Annotated in this window: 27 protein-coding genes; 20 read left to right on the forward strand and 7 right to left on the reverse strand. The window is 70.8% G+C overall.

Going from position 1 to position 26,381, the window contains the following annotated elements; all coding sequences use genetic code 11:
* Positions 1-59: 59 nt before the first annotated feature.
* Positions 60-521 (forward strand): ATP-binding protein, encoded by a 462-nt coding sequence (locus tag OG509_RS22100; RefSeq protein WP_406184207.1) that lies wholly within the window; start codon positions 60-62, stop codon positions 519-521.
* Between the two features lie 22 nt (positions 522-543).
* On the opposite strand, the gene OG509_RS22105 is transcribed toward OG509_RS22100, so the two are convergent.
* Complete coding sequence (locus tag OG509_RS22105) at positions 544-1,020, reverse strand: SRPBCC domain-containing protein (RefSeq protein WP_406184208.1); 477 nt, start codon at positions 1,018-1,020, stop codon at positions 544-546.
* A gap of 272 nt (positions 1,021-1,292) precedes the next feature.
* Here OG509_RS22105 and OG509_RS22110 point away from each other — a divergent pair, with 272 nt between their 5' ends.
* Entirely contained in the window at positions 1,293-2,978 is a 1,686-nt protein-coding gene (locus tag OG509_RS22110; RefSeq protein WP_406184209.1) for a lytic transglycosylase domain-containing protein, read from the forward strand.
* Positions 2,979-3,170: 192 nt separating this feature from the next.
* Here OG509_RS22110 and OG509_RS22115 read toward each other — a convergent pair whose 3' ends face one another.
* On the reverse strand, positions 3,171-3,374 hold the full coding sequence (locus OG509_RS22115) for a cold-shock protein (protein WP_030162033.1): 204 nt from the start codon (positions 3,372-3,374) through the stop codon (positions 3,171-3,173).
* 237 nt (positions 3,375-3,611) lie between these two features.
* Between OG509_RS22115 and OG509_RS22120 the strand changes: the two genes are divergently transcribed.
* From OG509_RS22120 to OG509_RS22135, 4 genes are all read left to right on the forward strand, one after another.
* Positions 3,612-4,475 carry a menaquinone biosynthetic enzyme MqnA/MqnD family protein gene (locus OG509_RS22120; RefSeq protein ID WP_403742469.1) on the forward strand — a complete coding sequence of 288 codons (864 nt, stop codon included), beginning with the start codon at positions 3,612-3,614 and terminating at the stop codon, positions 4,473-4,475.
* 229 nt (positions 4,476-4,704) lie between these two features.
* Complete coding sequence (locus tag OG509_RS22125; RefSeq protein WP_406184211.1) at positions 4,705-6,498, forward strand: serine/threonine-protein kinase; 1,794 nt, start codon at positions 4,705-4,707, stop codon at positions 6,496-6,498.
* Positions 6,499-6,570: 72 nt separating this feature from the next.
* Complete coding sequence (mqnC, locus tag OG509_RS22130; protein WP_385580429.1) at positions 6,571-7,770, forward strand: cyclic dehypoxanthinyl futalosine synthase; 1,200 nt, start codon at positions 6,571-6,573, stop codon at positions 7,768-7,770.
* A 7-nt stretch (positions 7,771-7,777) separates the two neighbouring features.
* Positions 7,778-8,419 (forward strand): imidazolonepropionase-like domain-containing protein, encoded by a 642-nt coding sequence (locus OG509_RS22135; RefSeq protein WP_406184212.1) that lies wholly within the window; start codon positions 7,778-7,780, stop codon positions 8,417-8,419.
* On the opposite strand, the gene OG509_RS22140 is transcribed toward OG509_RS22135, so the two are convergent.
* Both OG509_RS22140 and OG509_RS22145 read right to left on the reverse strand, forming a co-directional pair.
* On the reverse strand, positions 8,385-8,696 hold the full coding sequence (locus tag OG509_RS22140; protein ID WP_406184213.1) for a response regulator transcription factor: 312 nt from the start codon (positions 8,694-8,696) through the stop codon (positions 8,385-8,387). The genes OG509_RS22135 and OG509_RS22140 overlap by 35 nt on opposite strands.
* Before the next feature lie 49 nt (positions 8,697-8,745).
* Positions 8,746-9,660, reverse strand: a complete 915-nt coding sequence (locus tag OG509_RS22145) for a DUF3152 domain-containing protein (RefSeq protein ID WP_406184214.1) — start codon at positions 9,658-9,660, stop codon at positions 8,746-8,748.
* 199 nt (positions 9,661-9,859) lie between these two features.
* Between OG509_RS22145 and OG509_RS22150 the strand changes: the two genes are divergently transcribed.
* The gene (locus tag OG509_RS22150) at positions 9,860-10,555 is read left to right on the forward strand and encodes a demethylmenaquinone methyltransferase (RefSeq protein ID WP_030162018.1); all 696 of its coding nucleotides are present in this window, start codon (positions 9,860-9,862) and stop codon (positions 10,553-10,555) included.
* A 29-nt stretch (positions 10,556-10,584) separates the two neighbouring features.
* The gene (locus OG509_RS22155; protein ID WP_406184215.1) at positions 10,585-11,496 is read left to right on the forward strand and encodes a glutaminase; all 912 of its coding nucleotides are present in this window, start codon (positions 10,585-10,587) and stop codon (positions 11,494-11,496) included.
* Positions 11,497-11,603: 107 nt separating this feature from the next.
* Here OG509_RS22155 and OG509_RS22160 read toward each other — a convergent pair whose 3' ends face one another.
* Positions 11,604-12,149: a GNAT family N-acetyltransferase gene (locus tag OG509_RS22160; protein WP_406184217.1), complete on the reverse strand. Its 546-nt coding sequence runs from the start codon at positions 12,147-12,149 to the stop codon at positions 11,604-11,606.
* A gap of 98 nt (positions 12,150-12,247) precedes the next feature.
* Between OG509_RS22160 and OG509_RS22165 the strand changes: the two genes are divergently transcribed.
* Entirely contained in the window at positions 12,248-13,531 is a 1,284-nt protein-coding gene (locus OG509_RS22165; RefSeq protein ID WP_030162011.1) for a geranylgeranyl reductase family protein, read from the forward strand.
* Between the two features lie 9 nt (positions 13,532-13,540).
* On the opposite strand, the gene OG509_RS22170 is transcribed toward OG509_RS22165, so the two are convergent.
* Both OG509_RS22170 and OG509_RS22175 read right to left on the reverse strand, forming a co-directional pair.
* The gene (locus OG509_RS22170; RefSeq protein ID WP_406184218.1) at positions 13,541-13,837 is read right to left on the reverse strand and encodes a hypothetical protein; all 297 of its coding nucleotides are present in this window, start codon (positions 13,835-13,837) and stop codon (positions 13,541-13,543) included.
* 204 nt (positions 13,838-14,041) lie between these two features.
* A complete protein-coding gene (locus OG509_RS22175; RefSeq protein ID WP_406184220.1) occupies positions 14,042-14,878 on the reverse strand; it encodes a C40 family peptidase in 837 nt (278 codons plus the stop codon).
* Positions 14,879-15,681: 803 nt separating this feature from the next.
* On the opposite strand from OG509_RS22175, the gene OG509_RS22180 reads away from it, so the two are divergent.
* Genes OG509_RS22180 through nuoK form a run of 11 tightly spaced genes read left to right on the forward strand, consistent with a single transcriptional unit; the run spans position 15,682 to position 26,378 of the window.
* A complete protein-coding gene (locus OG509_RS22180; RefSeq protein ID WP_030028256.1) occupies positions 15,682-16,041 on the forward strand; it encodes an NADH-quinone oxidoreductase subunit A in 360 nt (119 codons plus the stop codon).
* 15 nt (positions 16,042-16,056) lie between these two features.
* On the forward strand, positions 16,057-16,611 hold the full coding sequence (locus OG509_RS22185; protein WP_385580407.1) for a NuoB/complex I 20 kDa subunit family protein: 555 nt from the start codon (positions 16,057-16,059) through the stop codon (positions 16,609-16,611).
* Positions 16,608-17,345, forward strand: coding sequence for an NADH-quinone oxidoreductase subunit C (locus tag OG509_RS22190; protein WP_406184221.1), 738 nt, complete (start codon positions 16,608-16,610; stop codon positions 17,343-17,345). Before OG509_RS22185 ends, OG509_RS22190 begins: the two co-directional genes overlap by 4 nt.
* Entirely contained in the window at positions 17,345-18,685 is a 1,341-nt protein-coding gene (locus OG509_RS22195) for an NADH-quinone oxidoreductase subunit D (RefSeq protein ID WP_406184222.1), read from the forward strand. Before OG509_RS22190 ends, OG509_RS22195 begins: the two co-directional genes overlap by 1 nt.
* Complete coding sequence (nuoE, locus tag OG509_RS22200; protein ID WP_387282882.1) at positions 18,682-19,428, forward strand: NADH-quinone oxidoreductase subunit NuoE; 747 nt, start codon at positions 18,682-18,684, stop codon at positions 19,426-19,428. The genes OG509_RS22195 and nuoE overlap by 4 nt, the downstream gene beginning before the upstream one ends.
* Positions 19,428-20,774, forward strand: a complete 1,347-nt coding sequence (nuoF, locus tag OG509_RS22205; protein WP_406184223.1) for an NADH-quinone oxidoreductase subunit NuoF — start codon at positions 19,428-19,430, stop codon at positions 20,772-20,774. The genes nuoE and nuoF overlap by 1 nt, the downstream gene beginning before the upstream one ends.
* Complete coding sequence (locus OG509_RS22210) at positions 20,771-23,287, forward strand: NADH-quinone oxidoreductase subunit G (protein ID WP_406184224.1); 2,517 nt, start codon at positions 20,771-20,773, stop codon at positions 23,285-23,287. The genes nuoF and OG509_RS22210 overlap by 4 nt, the downstream gene beginning before the upstream one ends.
* A complete protein-coding gene (nuoH, locus tag OG509_RS22215; RefSeq protein ID WP_406184225.1) occupies positions 23,284-24,654 on the forward strand; it encodes an NADH-quinone oxidoreductase subunit NuoH in 1,371 nt (456 codons plus the stop codon). Before OG509_RS22210 ends, nuoH begins: the two co-directional genes overlap by 4 nt.
* Complete coding sequence (gene nuoI / locus OG509_RS22220) at positions 24,647-25,276, forward strand: NADH-quinone oxidoreductase subunit NuoI (RefSeq protein ID WP_406184226.1); 630 nt, start codon at positions 24,647-24,649, stop codon at positions 25,274-25,276. Before nuoH ends, nuoI begins: the two co-directional genes overlap by 8 nt.
* Positions 25,273-26,082, forward strand: coding sequence for an NADH-quinone oxidoreductase subunit J (locus OG509_RS22225; protein ID WP_406184227.1), 810 nt, complete (start codon positions 25,273-25,275; stop codon positions 26,080-26,082). Before nuoI ends, OG509_RS22225 begins: the two co-directional genes overlap by 4 nt.
* Positions 26,079-26,378, forward strand: a complete 300-nt coding sequence (gene nuoK, locus OG509_RS22230; RefSeq protein ID WP_406184228.1) for an NADH-quinone oxidoreductase subunit NuoK — start codon at positions 26,079-26,081, stop codon at positions 26,376-26,378. The genes OG509_RS22225 and nuoK overlap by 4 nt, the downstream gene beginning before the upstream one ends.
* Positions 26,379-26,381: the final 3 nt, after the last annotated feature.

Below are 26,381 nucleotides of genomic sequence, written 5' to 3' on the forward strand. Positions count from 1 at the left end.
CTCGGCCGTAGTGCCGCCGCCACTGGAAAGCGTACGGCGCTCCGGACACGCTCGGTGAGGTGACGACCGAAATCAGTGACATTGCACAAGAAGGCCGTGAGGGCCGCGAGACCCCCGGGACGCGCGAGTCCCGGATGCTGCTCAGCGCCACCCGCCGCGGGGCGCGGCTCGCGCGGCGGCTCGTGGGGGTTCAGCTGGACGCCTGGGGGATCCCCTACGGCTGCACGCTCGCCGAGGACGTCGAGCTCGTGATCGGTGAGCTCGCCGCCAACGCCGTCGTGCACGGGCACGTACCCGGGCGGAATTTCGAGGTCGTACTCCGGTACGACGGGCGGCGGGTGTGGGTGGAGGTCAGCGATGCGCGCGGGGAGCAGCGGCCGCCGGAGGGGCCGGTGCCCGCCGGTCCGTGGTCGGCGGAGGGCGGGCGGGGGCTCGTGGTGGTGGAGGCCGTGGCCCGGGACTGGGGGGTGCGGGACCGCCCGCCCGGGCATCCGGGGAAGACGGTGTGGGCCTGCCTGTAACGGCGGCGGGTCGGGTCGGCCCTCACTCCTCCCCGGTCAGCACCTCGTCCTGCTGCACCAGGACCTGTTGCCAGGCCGCCTCGTGCCGGTCCCGGGCGGCCTCGTCGTGGAACCCCGCGTGCGTCAGCCGCACATGGGTGCCGATCGGGTGCGGGAGGAGCTCCACGGTGACCACCGTCTCGGCGCCCTCCGTGCCGCCCCGGCCCGTCACCCAGGTCAGCTCCACCAGCCGGTTCGGGACCAGGCGCAGGAAGCGCCCGTAGTGGGGGTGCCTGGTCGCCGGAGCCCCCGGCTCCGGCGTGAACTCCGTTTCGAAGAAGTACGGCGCGTTCACTTCGGCCCTCATCAGGACCGAGCCCGGCGCCGCGAACCAGCGGTCGAACTCCTCGGTCCACCCCGCGTACAGGGTGTGTTCGGTGGCGATCATCGACCGCTCTACGGTCAGCTGGTGGGGGCGGTCCGACAGGTCGGGGACGCGGACCGGCTCGGTGGTGGTCATGGCACCCCACCGTAGGTCCGGCCGGGGCCGTCTCCGGTGTGCGGCGCGTCAGGACTTCCGGTTCAGTCAAACGGTAGGATTTCGGGGCCTTTCCCTCATGGGTCAACGTCCTTTGTGCGAACGGTCGTGAGGACCCGGTGAAGCCGAGACGAATGGTGTGTCACATCTGCGGAGGCGCCGGTGAGTCGTGTCCGAATACCTGATAGACAGTGGATATCCACGGCTCGACCCGCCGTATACCTTGTCGGCCGCCTTGGGGGGATCGCCGAACTGTGAAGCCGCTTCACCGTCACCTCGTCAACACCTCGCGCAAGGTCCTGTGCACGGCCGCGCTCGCGGCCAGCCTGACGACCGCCGCAGTGGTGACCAACACGTCCACCGCCGACGCGGGCGAGTCCGAGCCCACCCCGGACAGCCCCCAGGCCACCGACCGCGGCGATGCCCGCCTCGATCTGCCCGACCCGCTCGCCGACCCGGCCGTACCGCCCACCGCGGGTGCGGGCGCCGGCGAGGGGGCCAGCGGCATACCCGCGACCGCCCTCGACGCGTACCGGCGCGCCGAACTCTCCGTGGGCGCCGCGCTCCCCGGCTGCAAGCTGCCCTGGCAGCTGCTCGCCGGCATCGGCCGCGTCGAGTCCGTTCACGCCTCGGGCTACGGGCTCAAGGCCGACGGCTACACCGAGAAGCCGATCCGCGGACCGCGCCTCGACGGCAACGGTTTCGCCGAGGTCAAGGACACCGACAAGGGCGCGTTCGACGGGGACGCGGTCTACGACCGCGCCGTCGGCCCGATGCAGTTCATCCCGTCCACCTGGGCCACCTGGGGCGCCGACGGCAACGGCGACTCCAAGCGCGACCCGAACAACATCTACGACGCGGCGCTGGGTGCGGGTCTCTACCTGTGCGCGGGCGACCGGAACCTCTCGGACGAGGCGCAGCTCGACCGGGCGATCCTCAGCTACAACAGCTCGCGCGAGTACGTGAACACCGTGGTCGGGTACATGCACCAGTACCAGAACGGTGCCGCCGGGGTGCCGAACCCGCCCGTCGGGAACTTCCCGACGCCGCCCACGACCACGCTGCCCACGCCGAGGCCGACCCCGACCCCGACTCCCACCCCGACGCCCAAGCCCACGCCCACCCCGACTCCGACCCCGACGCCCACGCCGTCGAAGCCGCAGGAGCCGCAGAAGCCCACGCCGACGCCGACGCCGAGCCTGGCCAAGCTGGAGCTGATCGGCAGCGCGGAGCTCAAGGCCGAGGCCGGGTCCGCGTTCACGGCGGTCCCGCGGATCAAGGCGGTGCTCAGCGACGGCAAGCCGGCCGCCGCGAAGCCGATCCTGTTCGAGCTCAAGGACGACACCACGGGCTCCTTCATCGGCGCCGAGGGCAAGACCTTCCTCGTGGTCGAGACCGACTCCGAGGGCATCGCTTCCCTGCCCGGCCTGAAGGCCGGTGCCAAGGCGGGCGGTTTCACCCTGCGGGTGGCGGCGTACAACACCGAGGCGCAGCTGACGGTGAACTTCACCGGCACGGTCACGGCGAAGCCGGTCCCGGTCGCGGACAAGCTGGCCCGGACCGACGCCGGTGCGGACAAGCCGCTGGAGGTCGAGGCGGGCAAGAGCCTGAAGGGCCTGGAGGTCACGGCCACGGCGAAGGGCAAGGCCGCGGAGGGTACGCAGGTCACGGCCGGGCTGGTCGAGAAGAACGAAGAGGGTGCGTGGGTCCCGGTGGACCCGGCCAAGTCCAAGGGCCCGTGGTTCAAGGACAAGGACGGCGCCAAGGTGACGAGCCTGCTCCTGGCTCCGACCGGCGCCGACGGCAAGATCGCGCTGCCGGAGCTGTTCACGACGGACGTCGCCCCGGGCACTTACCACCTGCGTCTGATCACGAAGGACAACGTGGTCCTGATCCTGGACCTGAAGATCACGGCGGCCGCGACGCCGCCGGCTTCGTAGGCCTTCCGCAAACGCAGACCGCCCCGGTCACCGTGTCGACGGTGACCGGGGCGGTCTGCGTGGAGAGCCGGTCAAGTGGGCCCTCGAACACGGGCGGAGCAAAGGCAGGAGCCCCGCGACCTCCGCTCGCACGGAGGAGGCAGGGCTCCTTGGGTACTGCTTATCCAACCGCGATTAGGTTGGCCCAGGCGACTAGGCCGGGGTGACGTTCTCCGCCTGCGGGCCCTTCGGACCCTGCGTGACGTCGAAGTTCACCATCTGGTTCTCCTCAAGGGAGCGGAAGCCAGAGGCGTTGATCGCGGAGTAGTGGACGAAGACATCCGGGCCGCCGCCGTCCTGGGCGATGAAGCCGAAGCCCTTTTCAGCGTTGAACCACTTCACGGTTCCGGTAGCCATGAGCCCTCCTATGGGCCAAAGGGTCGCCCTGCTCCAGAACCTGCTAAGAAGTCTGAAAACTACAAAAGCCTGCGGGTCACATTCTCCGCAGGCCTCGTACTGCAAGGGAAACCAAACTGCAACTTGCGACGAGCCTAGCACGCACCCTGTGGCGGAGACCAGAGGGAAAGATCACGTCACTCGGACGTTTGAGGCCCGCCCGAAGGCTGACGCGGACGCGGGGGCTAGTCTCGCGATGTGGACGTCTATCGCAGCCGGCCCCGCGTCGGCCACATTCAGTTCCTGAACTGCCTTCCGCTGTACTGGGGACTGGCCAGAACCGGCACGCTGCTGGACCTGGAGCTGACCAAGGACACCCCGGAGAAGCTCAGTGAGCGGCTCGTCCGGGGGGAGCTCGACATGGGTCCGATCACCCTCGTGGAGTTCCTCCGCAACGCCGATCAGCTCGTCGCGTTCCCCGATCTCGCGGTCGGCTGCGACGGCCCGGTGATGTCCTGCGTGATCGTCTCGCAGGTGCCGCTGGAGCAGCTGGACGGGGCGCGGGTCGCCCTCGGTTCGACCTCCCGTACCTCCGTACGCCTCGCCCAGCTGCTGCTTTCCGAGCGGTACGGGGTCCAGCCGGACTACTACACCTGCCCGCCCGACCTGGGCCTGATGATGCAGGAGGCGGACGCGGCGGTGCTGATCGGGGACGCCGCCCTGCGCGCCTCGCTGCACGACGCACCCCGGCTCGGCCTCGACGTGCACGACCTGGGGCTGATGTGGAAGGAGTGGACCGGACTGCCGTTCGTCTTCGCCGTCTGGGCCGCCCGCAAGGACTACCTCGCCCGCGAGCCGGTCGTCGTGCAGAAGGTGCACGAAGCCTTCCTCGACTCGCGCGACCTCTCCCTGGAGGAGGTCGCCAAGGTCGCCGAGCAGGCGGCCCGCTGGGAGGCCTTCGACGCCGATCTGCTGGAGCGGTACTTCACGACGCTCGACTTCCGCTTCGGGCCCGAACAGTTGGCCGGTGTAAGGGAATTCGCCCGTCGTACGGGATCGAGTACGGGCTATGCGGCCGATGTCGAGGTGGAGCTCCTGAACGGGGACGGCGCGCGCCGCTGATCGCTTCCGGCCGGTTCCCGTGATCGCTTTACCGTGCGGTAGCCGGGGTTCCGGGCAGAGGCCGGTCGGGGGAAATGTCCTTTCCCGGTAATTCCCCATCTTTTCGCTTTACAGCAGGAATGCGGAGATCCGGATTGGAGCCCGCCGGATCCGCCCCGGCGGGACCGCGACCGCTCTAAGGTGCTCTTGGCGATCAGCGCCCAGGGGAACGACGGGGGAGGGGGACGCGATGCAGCCGCTCGAAGCCGGCGAACCGCGGACCATAGGCGCGTACCGGCTGCTCGGCCGGCTCGGCTCGGGTGGCATGGGGCGGGTCTACCTCGGCCGCAGCGCCGGCGGCCGGACGGTCGCCGTCAAGATCGTGCACCCGCACTTCGCCTCCGACGAGGAGTTCCGCGCCCGCTTCCGCCGCGAGGTCGAGGCCGCGCGCCGGGTCGGCGGCGAGTGGACCGCGCCCGTGCTGGACGCCGACCCGGAGGCGGCGGTGCCGTGGGTGGCGACCGGGTACGTGGCGGGCCCCTCGCTCGGCGGTGCGGTGGCCGCGCACGGGCCCCTTCCGGAGGCCTCCGTACGGGCCGTCGGCGAAGGTCTGGCCCGCGCGCTGGTGGCCGTGCACGGGCTGGGCCTCGTCCACCGGGACGTGAAGCCGTCGAACGTGATGCTGACCCTCGACGGCCCCCGGCTCATCGACTTCGGGATCGCCCGGGCCACCGACGGGACGGCCTCCCTCACCTCCACCGGCGTCTCCATCGGCTCCCCCGGCTACATGTCCCCCGAGCAGATCCTCGGCAAGGGGATCACCGGGGCCGCCGACGTGTTCTCGCTCGGCGCCGTGCTGGCCTTCGCAGCGACCGGGCGGCCGCCGTTCACCGGGGACAACTCGGCGACCCTCCTCTACAAGGTGGTCCACGAACCGCCCGAGCTCGACGCCGTCCCGGTCGGCGGGCTGCGCGAGCTGATCGCGGCCTGCCTGGCCAAGGCGGCCTCCGACCGGCCCGCCCCGGCGGAGATCGCGGATGCGCTCGCCGGCGCCCTGCGCGCTCCCGGCTGGCTTCCCGCGCCCGTGGTGGAGGAGGCCAGCCGCGCCGCCATGGCCCTGCTGGACCTGGAGGCCGCGCCGGCGGTCCCCTCGGAGGGTTTCGCGGCGCCCGTCGGCGAATCCGCGTCGGGGCCGGTGCCGTTCACCGCCTCCTCGTACGGGGGACCCGCGGTCGGGTTCGGAGCGCCGGACCCCTCGTACGGGAGCGCCGCCGCGTCCGGCGCCGGCGGGGCGGGCCCCTCGTACGGGCCCTACGGGCCGCCGCCGACGGGCGCGGTGCACAGCCCCACCGAGACCGCCGGGGGCGGGGTGCCGCAGCCGCGGACCTCCCCCGACCAGGCGCGCCAGGTCACCTTCAACGCGGCCGGGCGGCGCTTCAGCTGCTCGCTGGTCCTCGCGGCGGCGGCCGCCCTGGCCGTGCTGTCCGGCGGCGGGCTGTACGGGCTGGGGCTGCTCCCGGGCGGCGGCGCCGACCAGCACGCGTCGGGCGACTCCGCCGCCAGGCCCCCGTCGGCGGCGGCGTCCGGCACCCCGGCCCCGAAGGAGTCGGCCACCCCCTCGGCCGAGCCCTCCGCGACCCCCTCGACGGCCAAGCCCTCGACGGGGGCGCCGACCGGCACCCGGGGCGACGTCCCCAAGGAGCTGACGGGCACGTGGAAGGGGACGGTCACCACCGCCCGCGCCGGGGTCTCCAGCGAGTTCGAGATCACCATCAAGGCCGGCAAGGTCGGCGAGGTCGTCGCCCGGGACAAGTCGATCGTCCCGATCTTCGGCACCGACTGCAGCGGCGACTGGAAGCTGGCCTCCGCCACCGACCGTTCGCTCGTCCTGGACACGGCGGGTGGCCCCAACCCGGCTCCAGGGGTCTGCTCCAACGGCTCCGCCGACGAGCGCTTCACCCTCAACGCCAACGGGACGCTCCACTACAAGTCGGGCGACAGCCCGGCCGGAAACCCCGAAGGCGACCTGACCCGCATCCCCTGAAACCCGTCGACGGGCCCTGGCGTACGCTGGATCGGTCCGTACCTCTTGACACCGCCGAAAGGTGACGCACCGGTGACCGACCAGGCCGCTCTCCAGTCTGTCCTCGACCGCGCCGCCGCAGGGGGCCGGATCACCAAGGAAGAGGCGCTCGACCTCTACCGGCACGCCCCGCTGCACGCGCTCGGCCAGGCGGCCGACGCGGCGCGCCGCCGCCGCTACGCCGGTACCGAGCACATCGCGACGTACATCATCGAGCGCAACATCAACTACACGAACGTGTGCGTCACGGCGTGCAAGTTCTGCGCCTTCTACGCGGCCCCGAAGGACACCAAGAAGGGCTGGTCCCGCGACCTCGACGACATCCTGCGCCGCTGCGCGGAGACCGTGGAGCTCGGCGGCACGCAGATCATGTTCCAGGGCGGACACCACCCGGACTACGGCGTGGAGTACTACGAGGAGCACTTCTCCGCCATCAAGAAGGCGTTCCCGCAGCTGGTCATCCACTCCCTCGGCGCCTCCGAGGTCGACCACATGGCCCGGATCTCCGGCGTCTCGGCCGAGGAGGCCATCCGCCGCATCCACGCGGCCGGCCTGGACTCCTTCGCGGGCGCCGGCGCCGAACTCCTGCCGGAGCGGCCGCGCAAGGCGATCGCCCCGCTGAAGGAGTCCGGCGAGCGCTGGCTGGAGATCATGGAGATCGCCCACAAGCTGGGCGTGGAGTCCACCTCCACCATGCTGATGGGCACCGGCGAGACCAACGCCGAGCGCATCGAGCACATCGCGATGATCCGGGACACGCAGGACCGCACCGGCGGCTTCCGCGCCTTCATCCCGTACACGTACCAGCCCGAGAACAACCACCTCAAGGGCCGGACCCAGGCGACGGTGTTCGAGTACCTGCGCATGATCGCGATCGCGCGGCTCTTCCTCGACAACATCGCCCACATCCAGGGCTCCTGGCTGACCGTCGGCAAGGAGGCGGGCCAGCTCTCGCTGCACTACGGCGCGGACGACCTCGGTTCGATCATGCTGGAGGAGAACGTCGTCTCCTCGGCGGGTGCGAAGCACCGCTCGAACCGCCAGGAGATCATCGACCTGATCCGCAAGGCGGGCCGCGTCCCGGCGCAGCGCGCGACCACGTACGAGCACCTCCTCGTGCACGACGACCCGGCGAACGACCCGGTCGACGACCGCGTGGTCTCGCACATCTCGTCCACGGCGATCGAGGGCGGCACGGCGCACCCCGAGCTGAAGCTCATCTCCACGAACTGACGCGGCCGTGCTGACGCTTCACACCGCCGACGTCCTGCTGTCCGGGCCCGGCCGTGCGCCGCTGCCCGCCGGGGCGGTCCTGGTCGAGGGTGACCGGATCGCCCGGGTGGGCCCGTACGAGGAGCTCGCCGCGGCCTGGCCGCACGCGCGGGTCCGGCGCTGGCCCGGGGTGCTGACCCCGGGGCTGCTGGTGCGCGGGGCGGACGTGCTGCTGGAGCGGACGTACTACCCGGACGACCCGTACGAGACCGCCGAGCTCGGGGCCGACCCGATCAGCGGGGCCGAGGCGCTGGCCGACCTGAAGCTGACCGAGGCCCGCTGGGGCAACAGCGCCCGACGGGCCACGCAGAAGCTGCTGGCCCGCGGGGTGGTGGCGGTGGCCGGGAGGCTCACGGTCCCGGCGGTCCGGACGGCGGTGGTCCGCTCGGGGCTGACGCTGCTGCCCCCGGCCGCCGCCGGGGAACCCTCGCTGGACCCCTTCGCGGGCCGCGAGTCGGCCGAGGAGGCCTTCCACGGGGTACTCGAAGCGGGCGCCCCGGCCCGCTTCGCGGTGTTCGCGGTGGCCGGCCCGGCGGAGCTCCTCGCGCAGGGGGCGACCACCTGCGTGGCCACGGTCATAGGCGGCCGCCTGCTCCACCGCCGCCGCTGACCGGTCTGGGTCTCGCGGATTCGCGGGCCAGGGCGGCCAGGAGGCAGGCCTGGAGGCGGCTGATGCCGCCCAGCTTCGCTCTTATGTTGTGGACGTGGAACTTGACGGTGCTGACGGAGAGTTGGAGCTCGTCGGCCAGCTCCGCGTTGGACGCGCCGGTCGCCAGGCACAGGAACACGGCCGACTCCTGCTCGGTGAGCCGGACCTCGTCCCGCCGCGCCTTCTCCCCGGTACAGGGCGGGAACCACACAGGGACGTTGAAGTTCACGACGCGCACGGTTTCCGCTCCTCGTCCCTGGCCGGCGGCCGGCGGCCGCTCCTCTGCCCTATGGGACGGGTGGTCCTGACAGGTAGGTTCCATTTGCGTCGAACGGCCAGGCATTGGCCTTGCAGCCGAGCAGCCCCTTGATCTGCTGCATCATCGCCGGAGCGGGCTTTCCGGGGCCCGGGCAGCTCTCGTGGTCGTGGCCCAGCTCGTGGCCCACCTCGTGGTTGACGATCAGTGCCCGGTACTCCTCCACAGCCCCTTTGAACTGCGGAGATCCCTCCAGCCAGCGTTTGAGGTTCACCACCACGGTGTGACCGGCCCGGCAGTTCGTCTCGCCGATGAGCTCCGGGGTGACCACCTCGCACAGCCGGTCGGTGGTCGTGGGTGTGGCGATCTTCACGGTGAAGTCCACCGGCTGGCCGGCCCCGACGAGCTGGAAGCCGTACGCCGGGTCCTTGATCCAGCCGCGCGGGTCCCCGAGGATCTTCTCCACGGATTGCGCGGCGGCGTTCGCGTCGACCCCGCTGCCCTCCTCGACCTCGATCCGCCACTTGCGGGCGGGCCCCTTGCCCTGCGGCTGCCCCGAGTGCGAGGAGCCCGCGAAGGTGCCCGAACCGGACTGGGGGGTCTTGCCGACGACCGGGCCGCCGCCGGGCTTCGAGGCGTCCTCAGCGGGCTTCCCCGGCGCCGAGGATCCGGCCGAGGCCGAGGGGGACGCGGCCGCGGCGGCGGGGTCCGGGCCGGGCGTGCCGGAGGCGGCACCGGGCGTACCCGAGGGCGGCGCGGCCACGGAGTCGGAGACGGAGGAGGCGTCGTCCAGCGGCACGACCGCGTACGCCGTCGCCGCGAGGGCCACCACCGCGGCCGATCCGAGGAGCGTGCGGTGGAGCCGCTTGCGCCGCTCGGCCCGCCGCTGCGCGCGGGGGCCGAGACGGGTACTTCGACCGTGACCGGTGGGATGGCCTGCCGGCATCGTGGAGCCCTTTGTTCGTGAATATCGCGTTTCAGTCGGCCTTGTTCAGGCCGTACCCGCCAGTCAACGCGGGCGCGCGCGCTCCGCGTAACTGTCCATCGGGCCAGTTGTGCCCCCGGCGGTGGGGCGCGGGGCCGCCTGCGAGAATGGCCCGGTATCCGCCCACCCGTACCGCACCGCACCTGAGGGGCCAACGCCAGTGACCCGCGCTTCCCTGGACAAGCAGCCGCACGAAGTCGCCTCCATGTTCGACGGTGTGGCGGCGAACTACGATCTCACCAACGACGTCCTCTCCCTCGGGCAGGCCCGCCTGTGGCGCAAGGAGGTCGCCAAGGCGGTCGGTGCGCGCCCCGGGCACAAGGTGCTGGACCTGGCCGCAGGGACCGCGACCTCCTCGCTGCCGTTCGCCGCGACGGGCGCGTACGTCGTCCCCTGCGACTTCTCGCTCGGGATGCTCCGCGAGGGCAAGAAGCGCCACTCCTGGCTGCCGCTGACCGCGGGCGACGCGACGAAGCTGCCGTTCAAGGACGACGTCTTCGACACGGTGACGATCTCCTTCGGACTGCGCAACGTGCAGGACACGGACGCGGCGCTGCGGGAGCTGTACCGGGTGACCAAGCCGGGCGGGCAGGTCGTGATCTGCGAGTTCTCGCAGCCCACGTGGGCCCCCTTCCGGACGGTGTACATGGAGTACCTGATGCGCGCCCTGCCGCCGGTGGCCCGCGCGGTGTCCTCCAACCCCGACGCGTACGTGTACCTCGCCGAGTCGATCCGCGAGTGGCCGGACCAGCCGGCGCTGGCCGCGCTGCTGCAGAAGGCCGGCTGGTCGAAGGTGGCGTGGCGGAACCTGAGCGGTGGCATCGTGGCGCTGCACCGCGGCGTCAAGACGGCGTAGCGGGCAGCGGGCAGAGCAGGCAGAGGGCAGTGGACTACCAGGCGCTCCTGGAGCGGATAGCGGCTGACGTCGCCCCCTTGGTGGGCAGCGGCACGCCGGCCGAGTACATCCCGGCGCTCGCGTCCGTGGATCCGGGGCAGTTCGGGATGGCCGTCGCCGATCTGGACGGGAACGTCTTCGGGGTGGGGGACTGGCAGGTTCCGTTCTCGGCCCAGTCGATCACCAAGGTCTTCGCGCTGGCCCTGGCGCTGGCCGAGGGCGGTGACAGCCTGTGGGAGCGGGTCGGCCGGGAGCCGTCGGGCAACCCGTTCAACTCCCTGGTGCAGCTGGAGTACGAGAACGGCGTTCCGCGCAATCCGTTCATCAACGCGGGTGCGCTGGTGGTCACGGACCGGCTGCAGACGCTGACGGGCGACGCGAGCAGCGAGCTGCTGAAGTTCCTCCAGGAGGAGAGCGGGAACCCGGAGCTCGGCTTCGACGCGGAGGTGGCGGCCTCGGAGCACGAGCACGGCGACCGCAACGCCGCGCTGGCGCACTTCATGGCCTCGTACGGGAACATCGACAACCCCGTGCCGGCGCTGCTGGACCACTACTTCTGGCAGTGCTCGATCGAGATGACCTGCGCCGACCTGGCGCGGGCGGCGCGGTTCCTGGCCCGGCACGGGCTGCGGGCGGACGGCTCGCGGCTGCTGACGCGCAGCGAGGCCAAGCAGGTCAACGCGGTGATGCTGACCTGCGGGACGTACGACGCGGCAGGCGAGTTCGCGTACCGCGTCGGCCTCCCCGGCAAGAGCGGTGTGGGCGGCGGCATCGTGGCGGTGGTCCCGGGCGTGTGCACGCTGGCCGTCTGGTCACCGGGCCTGGACCCGCACGGCAACTCCGTTGCGGGCGTGGCCGCCCTGGACCGCTTCACGACGCTGACCGGCCTTTCCGTTTTTTGACGCGCCGCTCGCGCGGCTCGGCCCTGGCGGGCCTCCCCGGTTTCGCGCCGCTGCTCCGGACTCCGTCCGCCGGCCCCGGGCGGAGCCGTTGCCCGCGCCCGCCGGGGCTACTCGGGAGCCAGGGTGAGTTCGTAGCGGCGGCCGTGGCGGACGCCGTTGGGGAGCAGGAAGCGGTCCGCCAGGGTCATGCCCAGGCGTTCCGCCACCGCGATCGAGCGGCGGTTCTCGTCGTTGATCATCGCCACCACCTGTCCGACCCCGGCCGCGCGCACCCGCTCCAGCGTGGCCAGGGCCGCGGCGTACGCGTAGCCCTTGCCCCACGCGGAGCGGCCCAGGCGCCAGCCGATCTCGATCTCGCCGACCGGGCCCCACGCCTTCTCCTGCGGCCACGGCTGCGCGCCGGTGAAGCCGATCACCGCGCCCTGCGCGTCCAGCAGCGTCCACAGGCAGAAGCCGAGCTGTGCGTCGTGCAGCCGCTGCCGCGCCGTGAACTCCTCGTACAGGGACAGCTCGGCGGGGCCGCCGAGGAACTCCATGACGTCGGGGTCGTCGAAGACCTCGTGCCAGGCCCGCGCGTCCTCGTCGGTCGGTACGCGCAGCCGGACGGCGGGGAGCGAGGTGGGCGAGGTGGGTGACGTGGGCGAAGCGGTCATCGGGGCAGCCCTTCGGGTTCGTGATCTCTCTCGCTGCATAGACTGCACATGTCCCGTGCCGTTGGGCACCCCTTATCGAGCCTTCGGGAGACCCCGCAGTGACCGAGCCCCTCTCCGAACACTCCGCGGATGTGATCGTCGTCGGGGCCGGGCCCGCCGGCTCGACCACCGCCTATTACCTCGCCAAGGCCGGACTCGACGTCCTGCTGCTGGAGAAGACGGCGTTCCCGCGCGAGAAGGTCTGCGGCGACGGTCTGACCCCGCGCGCCACCAAGCAGCTGGTGGCGATGGGCATCGACGTCTCCGAAGAGGCCGGCTGGCTCCGCAACAAGGGCCTGCGGATCATCGGCGGCGGCCAGCGGCTCCAGCTGGACTGGCCGGAACTCGCCTCCTTCCCGGACTACGGACTCGTCCGCAAGCGCGACGACTTCGACGAGACCCTGGCCCGCCAGGCCCAGAAGGCCGGCGCCCGCCTGTACGAGCGCTGCAACGTCGGCGAGCCCGTCCGCGACCCGCGCACCGGCCACATCACCGGCGTGCAGGCGAAGCTGGGCGAGGAGAAGACCCCGGTCACCTTCAGCGCCCCGCTCGTGGTCGCCGCCGACGGCAACTCCTCGCGGCTGTCCCTCGCGATGGGCCTGCACCGGCGCGAGGACCGCCCGATGGGCGTCGCCGTCCGTACGTACTTCACCTCGCCCCGCCACGACGACGACTACCTGGAGTCCTGGCTGGAGCTGTGGGACCGGCGCGGCGCGCAGGACCGGCTGCTGCCCGGCTACGGCTGGATCTTCGGCATGGGCGACGGCACGTCCAACGTCGGCCTCGGCATCCTCAACTCCTCCTCCGCCTTCCGGGAGCTGGACTGGCGCGAGGTCCTCAAGGCCTGGTGCGCGTCCATGCCGGAGGACTGGGGCTACACCCCCGAGAACATGACGCAGCCGATCCGCGGCGCGGCCCTGCCGATGGCCTTCAACCGGCAGCCGCACTACACCAAGGGCCTGCTGCTGGTCGGCGACGCGGGCGGGCTCGTCAACCCGTTCAACGGCGAGGGCATCGCGTACGCGATGGAATCCGGTCAGATCGCCGCCGACGTCATCGTGCAGGCGCACGCCCGGGCCACCCCGGCCCAGCGCGAGCTGGCGCTGCACAGCTACCCGAAGGTGCTCAAGGAGACGTACGGCGGCTACTACTCGCTGGGCCGCGCCTTCGTGAAGCTGATCGGCAACCCGAAGGTCATGAAGGTCGCCGCGCAGCGCGGCCTGACGCACCCGGTGCTGATGCGGTTCACGCTGAAGATGCTGGCCAACCTGACCGACCCGGCGGGCGGCGACGCGATGGACCGCATCATCAACGGCCTCTCGAAGGTGGCCCCCAAGGCCTGAGGGCGAGTCCTACGGAGCGGGTCGGGCCGGGTTTGCTCCGGTTCGGCCCGCTTCGTCGTCTTCGGGCGTGCCGGGCTCTCCGCCGTGGACCGTCCGTACGCAGCGGGCCACCAGCACCGCGCCCCACAGCAGCAGCGCGAACGCAACGGACCAGCCGAGCCCCAGGATGACGGGATGTCCGGGTTTGTGCCACGGGCGGGTGGTGTTCAGCAGCCAGCCGCCGACGGCGAGCAGGAAGAGCCCGGTGGCGGCAGGTACGGGGGTGGGGTCGGGGGTGCCGTCGTGCTCCTCGTACGCGTCGGTCATCACGGTCCGCCACCTCCTGGCCTGAATCGAGCGCTGCGCCCTGCCATCCTCTCAGGGCGCCGGCGAACGCGGAAAGGGCCGGCACTCCGCCCCCGAGCGGGGGAGTGCCGGCCCTCGGGCCGTACTGGGACGTGCCGGGACGCGCTGAGAGGGGCTCGGGAGCCCCTGGGGAGCCTCAGGGGCGGCCGGCGGACGTCAGGGAGCTCAGAGGACGCGGCGGGCGCCCGTCGGCGGGTCGTAGCTCAGGGAGCGCTCGACGACGCCCGTGCCGGAGTTCTGGGCGCCCACGAACTTGCCGCCGCCGACGTAGATGGCGACGTGGTAGGCGCTGCCGCTGGGGCCCCAGTACAGGATGTCGCCCGGCTGGAGGGCGCTCAGGGAGACCGCGGAGCCCCTGGTGGACTGGTCCTGCGACACGCGCGGCAGGGAGACGCCGACCTGGCGGTAGGCGGCCTGGACGAGGCCGGAGCAGTCGAACGAGCCGTTCGCGCCGGTGCCGCCGCTGATGTACGCCTTGCCGACCTGCGCGCGGACGTAGTTGACGATCGCGGCGGCGGAGCCGGTCGCGGGGGCGGTGACGGTGCCCGAGCCCTGCTCGCCGGAGTCGGACGCGGAGGCGTTCTGCAGCGAGGTGCGCGACGAGCTGCGGGTGGCGCGCTCGGCCTCGGCCTTGCGGTCCGCCTCCTGCTTCGCCTTCTTCTCGGCGTCGGCCTTCTGGGCGTCTTCCTTGGCCTTCTTGGCCTCGGCGGCGGCGCCCGTACGGGCCTGCTCCTCCTGGGTGCGCAGCTCACCGGTGACGGCGGCGGCGGCCGTGTTCTCGGCGGCGGTGGTGACGGCGGAGGAGACGTCGGCGGCCAGATCCAGGTTCAGGACCGGCATTTCGAGCGTCGTCTCGGTCACGGGCTCGGACGGGGACGCGCTCGCCGTGCCGGCCATCGCCAGGGTGCTGAGGACGCCACCGGCAACTCCGGCGCGGACCGCGAGCTTCGAGGCGCTGCGACGGGGCTTCCGGTGGCTGGGTATGTGAGCGGTGTGGGACATGAGGACAACCGCTATCAGGGGGTCCGGGTTTCCTTCAAGAAACGTGGTCTGCGCCACAGTTGTCCGCGAACCGGGCTAACCGGGCGCGTCGCGCGTCTTATTGACGCCGTAACGGACGTATCGGACACGCCGTCACAAGGCTGTGATCAAGGGGTTTCTGTAATAAGTCCGAATTGATCCACGACCTACCATCCATGCGGACAGATGGCCAAGCCCGCTTTCGGAACCGATTATTCGGAGTGGCGCAGGTCACAGAACCGTCTCACTGTGAGGGTGCTGTGGCCCGTCCGTGATCCGTCCGTGAACTTCCCGTGGGGTGGCACCCCCGGCGGGCCGGCCGCCCGCGCCCGCCGCTCGTGAACGCGCGCACGCGTCCCGCCCCTCTTCGGGTCCGTCCACTCCCGTCCCCGGGGCCTCCCCCGGCCGGGCGACGGCGATTTCCTTTACCGTGCAAGGCTTGATCTCGCAAATTTGCCTGCACCCGCCATCGTTTGATAGTGCCGTCAGCCTTCTACCTGCGGTAACGGGGCCAGATGTCACCTTTGGTGATCATGTGGATGCTTCGCGTATGAAGATCACAGCTCATCGGACTTCATGATCGTTCGTCAGGTGGTGGAGATCACAAACTCGTTGTTGTTACCCGTGTCGCAGATCACAGACCACCGGGCATAAGATGCGCAGCAGTCCGGCTTGTGAACTGCCTCACATGCGATCTCGTCGAGTTGGGCGATCTTCGCGGGGCGGCTCGCTCGGCGCCGGCACAGCGGTCCAACGGTCAAGGACGACTGGAAGGAGCGAGGAGCGTGAATGCGTACGCGCCCATCCTCGTGCTCGGCGCCCTCGGCGCAGGGTTTGCGATCTTCTCCGTGGTCATGGCCACGCTGATCGGCCCAAAACGGTACAACCGGGCGAAGCTTGAGGCGTACGAGTGCGGCATCGAGCCGACGCCCACGCCGGCCGGCGGCGGTCGCTTCCCCATCAAGTACTACCTGACGGCGATGCTCTTCATCGTCTTCGACATCGAAGTTGTCTTCCTCTACCCCTGGGCCGTCACCTTCGACTCCCTGGGGATCTTCGGGCTCGTCGAGATGCTGCTCTTCGTGCTCACCGTCTTCGTCGCCTACGCCTACGTGTGGCGCCGCGGCGGCCTGGAATGGGACTGAGGGGCTGAATTTCCCATGGGACTGGAAGAGAAGCTGCCGAGCGGCTTTCTGCTGACCACCGTCGAACAGGCCGCGGGCTGGGTGCGCAAGTCATCCGTGTTCCCCGCGACCTTCGGCCTGGCCTGCTGCGCCATCGAGATGATGACCACCGGAGCGGGCCGGTACGACCTGGCCCGCTTCGGCATGGAGGTCTTCCGCGGATCCCCGCGCCAGGCCGATCTGATGATCGTGGCCGGTCGGGTCAGCCAGAAGATGGCGCCGGTGCTGCGGCAGGTGTACGACCAGATGCCCGCTCCCAAATGGGTCATCTCCATGGGGGTTTGCGCATCTTCAGGCGGAATGTTCAATAACTACGCGATTGTCCAGGGCGTCGACCACATCGTCCCGGTGGACATCTATCTCCCCGGCTGCCCGCCGCGCCCCGAGATGCTGCTCGACGCGATCCTCAAGCTCCACCAGAAGATCCAGGGCGGAAAGCTCGGCGTGAATCAGGAAGAGGCGGCGCGCGAGGCGGAGGCGGCGGCCCTCAAGGCCCTCCCCACGATCGAGATGAAGGGGCTGCTCCGGTGAGCGAGACCTCCCCCGGCACCGACGACAACGGCACCGGGAACAACGTTCCTGCCCCGCGGGGCTCCGCCGGCGGCCCTGAGGTGATCGGCGTCCGCAAGGGCATGTTCGGCGCCCGGGGCGGCGGTGACACCAGCGGTTACGGCGGCCTCGTCCGCACCGTGGCCATGCCCGGCGCGAGCCACCGCCCGTACGGCTCGTACTTCGACGAGGTCGTCGACGAGCTCGAAGGGGCCCTGGAGGAGCAGGACCTGCTCCCGGAGAACGCGATCGAGAAGGTCGTCGTCGACCGGGGCGAGCTGACGCTCCACATCGCCCGCGAGCACCTCGTCCGCGTCGCGAAGACCCTGCGCGACGACCCGGCCCTGCGCTTCGAGCTCTGCACCGGGGTGTCCGGCGTCCACTTCCCCGACGACAAGAGCCGCGAGCTGCACGCCGTCTACCACCTGCGCTCGATCACCCACGGCCGGGTGGTGCGCGTGGAGGTCACGGCCCCGGACGCCGACCCGCACGTCCCGTCGCTCGTCTCCGTCTACCCGACGAACGACTGGCACGAGCGCGAGACGTACGACTTCTTCGGCCTGGTCTTCGACGGGCACCCGGCGCTCACCCGGATCATGATGCCGGACGACTGGCAGGGCTTCCCGCAGCGCAAGGACTACCCGCTCGGCGGCATCCCCATCGAGTACAAGGGCGCCCAGATCCCGGCTCCCGACCAGCGGAGGTCGTACAGCTGATGTCAACGTCAAACAACGCCTCCTCGGACCACGCGGCCTCCCGGGAGACCACCGAAGGCACCGTCTACACCGTCACCGGCGGCGACTGGGACGAGATCGTCCAGTCCGCGGCGAAGGCCGACGACGAGCGGATCGTCGTCAACATGGGCCCGCAGCACCCGTCCACCCACGGCGTGCTCCGGCTGATCCTGGAGATCGACGGCGAGACGGTCACCGAGGCCCGCTGCGGCATCGGCTACCTGCACACCGGCATCGAGAAGAACCTCGAATTCCGGAACTGGACGCAGGGCACCACCTTCGTGACGCGCATGGACTACCTGACGCCGTTCTTCAACGAGACGGCGTACTGCCTCGGCGTCGAGAAGCTGCTCGGCATCACCGACCAGATCCCGGACCGCGCCACCGTCATCCGCGTCCTGCTGATGGAGCTCAACCGGCTCTCCTCCCACCTGGTGTGCATCGCCACCGGCGGCATGGAGCTGGGCGCGACCACGATCATGATCTACGGGTTCCGGGACCGCGAGCTGATCCTCGACATCTTCGAGCTGATCACCGGCCTGCGCATGAACCACGCGTTCGTCCGCCCCGGCGGCCTCGCCCAGGACCTGCCCCCGGGCGCCGTGGACCAGCTGCGCGACTTCCTCAAGACCATGAAGAAGAACCTGCCGGAGTACGACAAGCTCGCCACCGGCAACCCCATCTTCAAGGCCCGCATGCAGGACGTCGGCTACCTCGACCTCACCGGCTGCATGGCGCTGGGCGCCACCGGCCCGATCCTGCGCTCCGCCGGTCTGCCGCACGACCTGCGCAAGTCGGACCCGTACTGCGGGTACGAGACGTACGAGTTCGACGTGCCGACCACCGAGAGCTGCGACTCGTACGGGCGGTTCCTGATCCGCCTGGAGGAGATGCGCCAGTCCCTGCGGATCGTCGAGCAGTGCCTGGAGCGGCTGGAGCCGGGCCCGGTCATGGTCGCCGACAAGAAGATCGCCTGGCCGGCGCAGCTCGCGATGGGCCCGGACGGCCTCGGCAACTCGCTCGACCACATCAAGAACATCATGGGCACCTCCATGGAGGCCCTCATCCACCACTTCAAGCTGGTGACCGAGGGCTTCCGGGTGCCGGCCGGGCAGGCGTACGCGGCAGTCGAGTCGCCCAAGGGCGAGCTCGGAGTCCACATCGTTTCCGACGGCGGCACCCGCCCCTACCGGGTCCACTTCCGCGACCCGTCCTTCACCAACCTGCAGGCCATGGCCGCGATGTGCGAGGGCGGCCAGGTCGCCGACGTCATCGTCGCCGTCGCCTCCATCGACCCCGTGATGGGAGGCGTCGACCGATGACCGACGTCCAACTGGGGATGCCGCAGCTTCCCGCCCCCGACTTCCCGGCCGACGTACGCGCCCGGCTCGAAGCGGACGCGAAGGAGGTCATCGCCCGCTACCCCGACAGCCGGTCCGCGCTGCTGCCGCTGCTGCACCTGACCCAGGCCGAGGAGGGCTTCGTCTCGCGCACCGGCATCCGGTTCTGCGCCGAGGTGCTGGGCCTGACCACCGCCGAGGTCACCGCCGTGGCCACCTTCTACACGATGTACCGGCGCAAGGCCTCGGGCGACTACCAGGTCGGCGTCTGTACGAACACCCTGTGCGCGGTCATGGGCGGCGACGCGATCTTCGACGAGCTCAAGCAGCACCTCGGGGTCGGCAACAACGAGACCACCCCGGACGGCAAGGTCACGCTGGAGCACATCGAGTGCAACGCGGCCTGCGACTACGCCCCCGTGGTGATGGTCAACTGGGAGTTTTTCGACAACCAGACCCCCGAGTCCGCCAAGGCCATGGTCGACGACCTGATCGCCGGCCGGCCCGTCGCGCCGACCCGGGGCGCGCCGCTGTGCACGTACAAGGAGACGGCCCGGATCCTGGCCGGCTTCCCGGACGAGCGCGAGGGCGCGGTCGAGGCGAGCGGCGGCGCCGGCCCCGCCTCCCTGATCGGGCTGCGCATCGCGCGCGGCGAGACCCCGCAGCTCGGCAAGGTCGTGCACCCGCGTGGTGAGGCTTCTGCTGCCACCGAGGAGGGGGAGTGATGACGGTGACTGCCGAAATGCATGAGAACGGCGCCCCGGAGAAGCTGCTGGCGCCCGTGCTGTCGGCCTTCTGGGACGAGCCGCAGTCGTGGACGCTGGAGACCTACCGGCGGCACGAGGGATACGAGGGCCTGCGCAAGGCGCTCGCGATGACCCCGGACGACCTCATCGCATACGTGAAGGACTCCGGTCTGCGCGGGCGCGGCGGCGCGGGCTTCCCCACCGGAATGAAGTGGCAGTTCATCCCGCAGGGCGACGGAAAGCCGCACTACCTCGTCGTGAACGCGGACGAGTCGGAGCCGGGAACCTGCAAGGACATCCCCCTTCTCTTCGCCAACCCGCACTCCCTCATCGAGGGAATGATCATTGCCTGCTACGCGATCCGGTCGGAGCACGCCTTCATCTACCTGCGCGGCGAGGTCGTGCCGGTGCTGCGGCGCCTGCACGAGGCGGTGCGCGAGGCGTACGAGGCCGGCTACCTCGGGGAAAACGTTCTCGGGAGCGGACTGAATCTCGACATCACGGTGCACGCGGGGGCGGGCGCGTACATCTGCGGTGAGGAGACGGCACTCCTCGACTCCCTCGAAGGCCGGCGCGGTCAGCCCCGGCTGCGTCCCCCCTTCCCTGCCGTCGAGGGGCTCTACGCGTGCCCCACTGTCGTCAACAACGTGGAGTCGATCGCCTCGGTTCCCGCGATCCTGAACCGGGGCAAGGACTGGTTCAAGGCGATGGGCACCGAGAAGTCCCCCGGCTTCACCCTGTACTCGCTCTCCGGGCACGTCGCCGGACCCGGCCAGTACGAGGCCCCGCTCGGCATCACCCTGCGCCAGCTGCTCGACATGAGCGGCGGGATGCGCCCCGGACACCGGCTGAAGTTCTGGACCCCGGGCGGCTCCTCCACCCCGATGTTCACGGCCGAGCACCTGGACGTGCCGCTGGACTACGAGGGCGTCGGCGCGGCCGGCTCCATGCTCGGCACCAAGGCGCTGCAGTGCTTCGACGAGACGACCTGCGTGGTGCGGGCCGTCACCCGCTGGACCGAGTTCTACGCCCACGAGTCCTGCGGCAAGTGCACCCCCTGCCGCGAAGGCACCTACTGGCTGGTCCAGTTGCTGCGCGACATCGAGGCCGGCAAGGGCGTCATGTCGGACCTCGACAAGCTGAACGACATCGCCGACAACATCAACGGCAAGTCGTTCTGCGCGCTCGGAGACGGCGCCGCCAGCCCGATCTTCTCCTCGCTCAAGTACTTCCGCGAGGAGTACGAGCAGCACATCACGGGCAAGGGCTGCCCCTTCGACCCCAAGAAGTCGACCCTCTGGGCTGACACGGAGGTGAACGCATGACCGTCACCACTAATGCTCCGACCGGTGGCGGAGAGGCTGCCGGGCGGCCCGAGGCCGCCGAAAACACGGTCTCCCTGACCATCGACGGCATCGAACTGTCGGTGCCCAAGGGGACCCTGGTCATCCGGGCCGCCGAGCAGATCGGCATCGAGATCCCCCGGTTCTGCGACCACCCCCTCCTCGACCCGGTGGGCGCCTGCCGCCAGTGCATCGTCGAGGTCGAGGGCCAGCGCAAGCCGATGGCCTCCTGCACCATCACCTGCACGGACGGCATGGTCGTCAAGACGCAGCTGACCTCCCCGGTCGCCGAGAAGTCCCAGCGCGGGGTGATGGAGCTGCTGCTCATCAACCACCCGCTGGACTGCCCGGTCTGCGACAAGGGCGGCGAGTGCCCGCTGCAGAACCAGGCGATGTCCCACGGGCAGAGCGACTCGCGTTTCGAGGGCAAGAAGCGCACGTACGAGAAGCCGGTCCCCATCTCCACCCAGGTGCTGCTGGACCGCGAGCGGTGCGTCCTGTGCGCGCGCTGCACCCGCTTCTCCACGCAGGTCGCGGGCGACCCGATGATCGAGATGCTCGAACGCGGGGCGCTCCAGCAGATCGGCACCGGCGAGGGCGACCCCTTCGAGTCGTACTTCTCCGGCAACACCATCCAGATCTGCCCCGTCGGCGCCCTCACCTCCGCCGCCTACCGGTTCCGCTCCCGCCCGTTCGACCTCGTCTCCTCCCCGAGCGTGTGCGAGCACTGCGCGGGCGGTTGCGCGACCCGGACCGACCACCGCCGCGGCAAGGTGATGCGCCGGATGGCCGCCGAGGACCCCGAGGTCAACGAGGAGTGGATCTGCGACAAGGGCCGCTTCGGGTTCCGCTACGCGCAGCGCCCGGACCGGCTCACCACCCCGCTGGTGCGCGGCGCCGACGGGATCCTCGCCCCGGCGAGCTGGCCCGAGGCCCTGGAGGCCGCGGCCGCCGGGCTCGCCGCCGCGCGCGGCCGGGCCGGGGTGCTGACCGGCGGGCGGCTCACCGTCGAGGACGCGTACGCGTACGCCAAGTTCGCCCGCGTCGTCCTCGACACCAACGACATCGACTTCCGGGCCCGGATCCACAGCGCGGAGGAGGCCGAGTTCCTGGCCGCCACCGTGGCCGGCACCGGCAAGGACCTCGACGGCCGCGGTGTGACGTACGCGAAGCTGGAGGCGGCGCCCGCCGTCCTGCTCGCCGGCATCGAGTCCGAGGAGGAGGCCCCGGGCGTCTTCCTGCGGCTGCGCAAGGCCCACCGCAAGCACAAGCAGCGGACCTTCGCCCTCGCCCCGTTCGCCACCCGCGGGCTGGAGAAGGCGGGCGGCACCCTGCTGGCCGCCGCCCCCGGCACCGAGCCCGAGTGGCTGGCCGCCCTGGCCTCCCGGACCGGCCTGGAGGCCGGCGGGGCCGAGGCCGCCGACGCGCTGCGCCAGTCCGGCGCGGTCATCGTCGTCGGGGAGCGGCTGGCCGGCGTGCCCGGCGCGCTGACCGCCGCGGTACGGGCCGCCGCCGCCACCGGAGCGCAGCTCGTGTGGATCCCGCGCCGGGCCGGCGAGCGGGCCGCCGTCGAGGCGGGCGCCCTGCCGTCGCTGCTGCCGGGCGGCCGTCCGGCCACCGACCCGCGGGCCCGCGACGAGGTCGCCACCGCCTGGGGGCTGGACGAACTCCCGCACCGCTACGGCCGCGACACCGGCCAGATCGTCGAAGCCGCCGCCGGGCGCGAGCTCTCCGCCCTGCTGGTCGGGGGCGTCGAGGTCGCCGACCTGCCGGACCCGGCCCGGGCGCTGGTCGCCCTCCAGGAGGCCTTCGTGGTCTCGCTGGAACTGCGGCCCGGCCAGGTCACCGACCACGCGGACGTGGTCCTGCCCGTGGCGGCCGTCGCCGAGAAGGCCGGTGCGTTCATCAACTGGGAGGGCAGGGTCCGGCCGTTCGAGGCCGCCCTCAAGCCCGACCAGATGACCCGCCGGCTCGCCCCCGCCGACGCCCGCGTGCTGCACATGCTGGCCGACGCGGCCGACCGGCCGATCGCGCTGCCCGACGTACACGCCGTACGCCGCGAGCTCGACGCGCTCGGCCCGTGGGCCGGGGAACGCGCCGCCGAGCACTCCGCGGACACCGCGCCGCTGCCCCGCCCCGGAGCGGGCGAGGCGGTCCTCGCGGGCCACCGGCTCCTGCTCGACCTGGGCCGGCTCCAGGAAGGCGACGATGCCCTGGCCGGCACCCGGCACGAGGCGAGCGCCCGGCTCTCGGCCGCCACGGCCGCCGAGACCGGCGTCAAGGACGGCGACGCCCTCGCGGTGACCGGCCCGGCCGGCTCCGTGGAACTCCCGCTGCGGATCACCGAGATGCCCGACCGGGTGGTCTGGCTCCCGCTGAACTCCACCGGGCACGGCGTCCTCGCCGACACCGGGGCCCACCCGGGCACCCTCGTACGGATCGGCCCGGCGACCCCGGCCGACAGCAGCGGCACCCCTGCGGAGGTGGGCGCGTGAACGCGGTACAGCTCGCGGCCGAGGACCTCTCCCTGTTCGGCAGGGACGTCTGGTGGCTCGTCGTCGTCAAGGCGGTGTTCTGCTTCGCCTTCCTGATGGTGACCGTGCTCTTCTCCATCGTGTGGGAGCGCAAGGTCGTCGCCTGGATGCAGCTGCGCATCGGCCCCAACCGGCACGGCCCCTGGGGCATGCTTCAGTCGCTCGCCGACGGTGTGAAGCTGATGCTCAAGGAAGACATCATCGTCAAGCGGGCCGACAAGGTGGTGTACGTCCTGGCCCCGATCATCGCGGCGATCCCGGCCTTCATGGCCATCGCGGTGATCCCGTTCGGCCCGGCCGACGACGAGGTCTCGATCTTCGGCCAGCGCACCACGATGCAGCTCACCGACCTGCCGATCGCGATGCTCTACATCCTCGCGGTCGCCTCGGTCGGCATCTACGGCATCGTCCTCGCCGGCTGGTCCTCGGGCTCGACGTACCCGCTGCTCGGCGGCCTGCGCTCCTGCGCGCAGATGATCTCGTACGAGATCGCGATGGGCGCGGCCTTCGCCTCGGTCTTCCTCTACTCCGGGTCGATGTCGACCTCGGCGATCGTGGAGGCGCAGGCGGACCGCTGGTACATCGTGCTGCTGCCGGTCTCGTTCATCATCTACGTCATCACGATGGTCGGCGAGACGAACCGCGCGCCGTTCGACATGCCGGAGTCCGAGGGCGACCTCGTCGGCGGGTTCAACACCGAGTACTCCTCCATCAAGTTCGCGCTGTTCATGCTGGCCGAGTACGTCAACATGGTCACCGTCTCGGCGGTCTCGGTCACCCTCTTCCTCGGCGGCTGGCGGGCCCCGTACCCGATCAGCCACTTCTGGGAGGGCGCGAACCACGGCTGGTGGCCGATGCTCTGGTTCGTCATCAAGGTCCAGCTGCTGCTCTTCTTCTTCATCTGGCTGCGCGGCACGCTGCCCCGCGTGCGCTACGACCAGCTGATGAAGCTCGGCTGGAAGGTCCTGATCCCGGTCTCCGTGGTCTGGCTGATGCTGGTCGCGACCGTCCGGGCGCTGCGCAACGAGAGTTACGACTTCTCGGAGATCGTCCTGTACGTCGGCGGCGCGGTCGTCGCGATCCTGCTGCTGTCCTTCGTCGCGGACCTCTTCCGCGACCGGAAGGAGAAGGTGGCCGCCGAGCGGGCCGACGAGGCCGCCGGGGCCGAGCCGTTCGACCCGCTGGCGGGCGGGTTCCCCGTACCGCCCAAGCCCGGCCAGCACCTGGCACCCGTACCGCGCAGGCGGCCTCGCAGTGAGCGGGAGCTGATTGTCAGTGGCGGGACGAATACTGACAGTGACCGAGAGGAGGGTGCTGAGAATGTCTGACAAGTCTGATGCCGAACAGGGCGAGAAGTGGCAGAACCCGGTGGCCGGCTTCGGCGTGACCTTCAAGGCCATGTTCAAGAAGCGCCTCACCGAGCAGTACCCCGAGCAGCAGAAGACCACCGCTCCGCGCTTCCACGGACGGCACCAGCTGAACCGGCACCCGGACGGCCTGGAGAAGTGCATCGGCTGCGAGCTGTGCGCCTGGGCCTGCCCCGCCGACGCCATCTACGTGGAGGGCGCGGACAACACCGAGGAGGAGCGGTACTCCCCGGGTGAGCGGTACGGGCGGGTCTATCAGATCAACTACGCCCGCTGCATCCTGTGCGGGCTGTGCATCGAGGCCTGCCCGACGCGGGCGCTGACGATGACGAACGAGTTCGAACTGGCCGACTCCAGCCGCGAATCGCTCATCTACACCAAGGAGCAGCTGCTCGCGGGCCTCACCGAGGGCATGGTGGAGTCGCCGCACTCGATCTTCCCGGGCACGGACGAGCAGGACTACTACCGCGGGCTGGTGACGGGGGCGGCTCCGGGGACGGTCCGGCAGGTGGCGCCGAACAAGGATGAAGCGGCCAAGGGCGAGACCGCGGCCGCGTCCGATGCCGAGGAGGTGCAGGCATGAGCGCCCTCGCAGCGGCCACCTCGACCTCCATGGGCGAGGCGGTCCAGTTCTGGGTCCTCGGCACCGTCGCCGTCATCGGCGCGCTGTCCACGATCCTGATGAAGAAGGCCGTGCACAGTGCGCTGAGCCTGGCCGGGACGATGATCGTCCTGGCGGTCTTCTACCTCGCCAACGGGGCGTACTTCCTGGGCGTGGTCCAGGTCATCGTCTACACCGGCGCGATCATGATGCTCTTCCTCTTCGTGGTCATGCTCGTCGGCGTCACCGCCGCCGACTCGCTGAAGGAGACCCTCAAGGGGCAGCGCTGGATGGCCGTCCTGTGCGGGCTCGGCTTCGGCGTCCTGCTGATCGCGGGCCTCGCCAACGCCAAGCTCACCCACTTCAACGGGCTCGGCCGGATCAACTCCGCCGGGAACGTGGAGGGGCTGGCCACGCTCATCTTCACCAAGTACGTGTTCGCCTTCGAGATCACCGGCGCGCTGCTGATCACGGCCGCCGTCGGTGCGATGGTCCTCACCCACCGCGAGCGCACCGAGCGGGCCGCCACGCAGCGCGAGCTCGCCGAGCGGCGCGTGCGCGAGGGCGTCCAGCTCCCGCCGCTGCCCGCGCCCGGCGTCTACGCCCGGCACAACGCGGTGGACGTCGCCGGCCTGCTGCCCGACGGCACCCCGTCCGAGCTGACCGTCAACAAGACGCTGCGCGCCCGCGGCCAGATCCGGGACGTGTCGAGCGAGGCGCTGAACGACCTGAAGGCGCTGGAGCAGGCGTCCGCGGAGCGCCTCGGCCGTGAGGAGGCATCGAAGTGAATCCGGTCAACTACCTGTACCTGGCCGCCCTGCTGTTCACCATCGGCGCGGCCGGAGTGCTCATCCGGAAGAACGCGATCGTGCTGTTCATGTGCATCGAGCTGATGCTCAACGCCTGCAACCTCGCGTTCGTCACCTTCTCCCGGATGCACGGCAACCTCGACGGCCAGATCGTCGCCTTCTTCACGATGGTCGTCGCCGCCGCGGAGGTCGTGGTGGGCCTCGCGATCATCGTGTCCGTGTTCCGTACCCGCCACTCGGCCTCGGTCGACGACGCCAGCCTGATGAAGCTGTAAGGG

Origin of the sequence: Streptomyces sp. NBC_01006 (genome assembly GCF_045162725.1) — a bacterium.
GTDB lineage: Bacteria > Actinomycetota > Actinomycetes > Streptomycetales > Streptomycetaceae > Streptomyces.